At 62.4% G+C, this 2,127-nt stretch carries 2 protein-coding genes and 1 pseudogene; 1 reads left to right on the forward strand and 2 read right to left on the reverse strand.

Annotation, left to right across the window (positions count from 1 at the left end; all coding sequences use genetic code 11):
- Both I5I_RS17285 and glf read right to left on the reverse strand, forming a co-directional pair.
- A pseudogene (locus I5I_RS17285) lies at nucleotides 1-259 on the reverse strand (acyltransferase); the annotation flags it as partial.
- A 73-nt stretch (nucleotides 260-332) separates the two neighbouring features.
- On the reverse strand, nucleotides 333-1,469 hold the full coding sequence (glf, locus tag I5I_RS09440; RefSeq protein ID WP_036318690.1) for a UDP-galactopyranose mutase: 1,137 nt from the start codon (nucleotides 1,467-1,469) through the stop codon (nucleotides 333-335).
- A 164-nt stretch (nucleotides 1,470-1,633) separates the two neighbouring features.
- On the opposite strand from glf, the gene I5I_RS17960 reads away from it, so the two are divergent.
- On the forward strand, nucleotides 1,634-2,127 hold a 494-nt coding region (locus I5I_RS17960; protein ID WP_374699911.1), incomplete at its 3' end, for a cell wall-binding repeat-containing protein.

Genomic DNA, 2,127 nt, shown 5'->3' on the forward strand with positions numbered 1-2,127 from the left:
GCGTAGAAGCTCCCGAGCGCGTTCCGGCCCGTACGCGCGAGCTCGCCGTAGAGATGCCCGTAATGAAGAAGCCGGAGATCACAAAGAAGACGTCCACACCCACATAGCCGCCGCTGAACCGTGTCGGCCACAGATGGTTGAGCACGACCGCCGATATCGCGACAGTGCGCAGCGCCTGAATGTCGATACGGAATGAGCGGGAAGCCGGCCGCCCAGCCCCCGACGTATGCAGATCTGAATGGGCGGGGGCGTGCGTCACGACGGGACTTCCTCTTCTGCGACATCCGATCCAGGCCGAAGCGACGGTGCTGGGCGCGCTCGAATGCAAACGATCAAGCCAGGGAGTTGTTCCACATCGAGAGCGCGGATCCGATGGCCATGTGCATGTCGAGGTACTGGTACGTACCCAAACGACCGCCGAAGTAGACGTCTCGCTCCCCGGCCTGCAACTCGCGATATGCGAGCAGGCCGGCGCGGTCATCGGTGGAGTTCACAGGATAATAGGGCTCGTCGTCCCGCGTAGCGAATCGGGAGTACTCACGCATGATCACGGTCTTATCGACGGGGTAGACGTCCTTGCGCTCAGGGTGGAAGTGCTTGAACTCGTGGATACGCGTGTACGGCACGTCAGAATCTGGGTAGTTCATCACGCTGGTTCCCTGGAAGTCCCCGATACTGAGCACCTCCTCTTCGAAATCCAACGTGCGCCACGCCAGTTCGCCCTCGACATAGTCGAAGTAGCGGTCAACAGGCCCCGTGTACACGACAGGCACGTGGCCGACGACGGCCTTCTTATTCAGGGGCTGCGACTCGTCGAAGAAGTCGACGTTCAGTTTGACGTCGATGTTGGGATGATCGGCCATCCGCTCGATCCACGCCGTGTACCCGTCCGTCGGCAGGCCCTCCCACTTGTCGTTGAAATAGCGGTTGTCGTAGTTGTATCTCACCGGCAACCGACTGATGATGTCGCCGGACAGCTTCTCCGGGGAAGTCTGCCACTGCTTAGCGGTGTAGTGGGCGAAGAACGCCTCGAACAGGGGTCGCCCGACGAGGGCGATGCCTTTCTCGGCGAAGTTGCTCGCCGTCTTCACATCGAACTCGCCTGCCTGCTCGCGCACGAGCGCCCGGGCCTCGTCAGGCGTGTAGGCAGCCTGGAAGAACTGGTTAATCGTGTGGAGGTTCACGGGCAGGGAATACACCTGGCCGTTATGGGTCGAGTACACCCGGTGTACGTAATCCGTGAAGGTTGTGAACCGGTTCACGTACTCCCACACCGTCGCATTGGACGTGTGGAACAGATGGGCTCCGTAGCGGTGCACCTCGATACCGGTCGTTGACTCGTTCTCGCTGTACGCATTACCGCCGATGTGGTGCCGACGGTCGATGACCGTCACCTTGCGACCAGCCGCAGCCGCTCGCTCGGCGATCGTAAGACCGAAGAAACCCGAACCGACGATGAGGAGATCCATTGAAGACGCTTTCGTTTGAACAGTGACGTCGCACCGACCCGATCGCCAATCCTACCTGTCGGCCCGCGGCCGACAGTGCCGCGCGCAGACCTGCGCTACGATCAGCGCCGAGGTACCGATCAGCCTCGGAGGTCGAAATGCGACGACGCATGAGCATCATCGGTATGGCTGTCTTCATCGTTGCCGCCGCTGTCTCATCGACAGGGGTAGCCTCCGCGACAGGCGGAGATCCCACGCCGTTTCCGCCCGGATACAGCCGACTTGCTGGAGCAGATCGCTACGAGACCGCGGTCGCGGTGTCAGGGCGCTACTCCCCCGGCGTCCCTGTCGCCTACGTGGCAACGGGAGCCAACTTTCCCGATGCGCTCTCGGCTGCCGCGGTCGCTGCGTCCGATGGCGGCCCCCTTCTCCTGACATCCCCGGATGCACTGCCCTCCGTCGTCCACGCCGAGTTGTCCAGACTCCAGCCCGCGAGCATCGTCGTGATTGGCGGCTTCGCTGCGGTGTCACCCTCGGTGGAGCGCTCACTCGAGGGCATCGCACCGACCTCGCGTATCGCAGGGGACGATCGATATGCAACGGCACGCTCGGTGGTCTCTTCCGGTTTCGCCACCGCGCCGACTGTCTTCCTCGCAACAGGCGCATCTTCCCCGATGCG

It is taken from the genome of Microbacterium sp. B24, from assembly GCF_000333415.1.
In the GTDB taxonomy this organism is placed as follows: Bacteria; Actinomycetota; Actinomycetes; order Actinomycetales; family Microbacteriaceae; genus Microbacterium.

Bases quoted from the DNA above. Each gene is read 5' to 3' on its own strand.
- glf (WP_036318690.1), bottom strand. From the start codon at position 1,469: ATGGATCTCCTCATCGTCGGTTCGGGTTTCTTCGGTCTTACGATCGCC.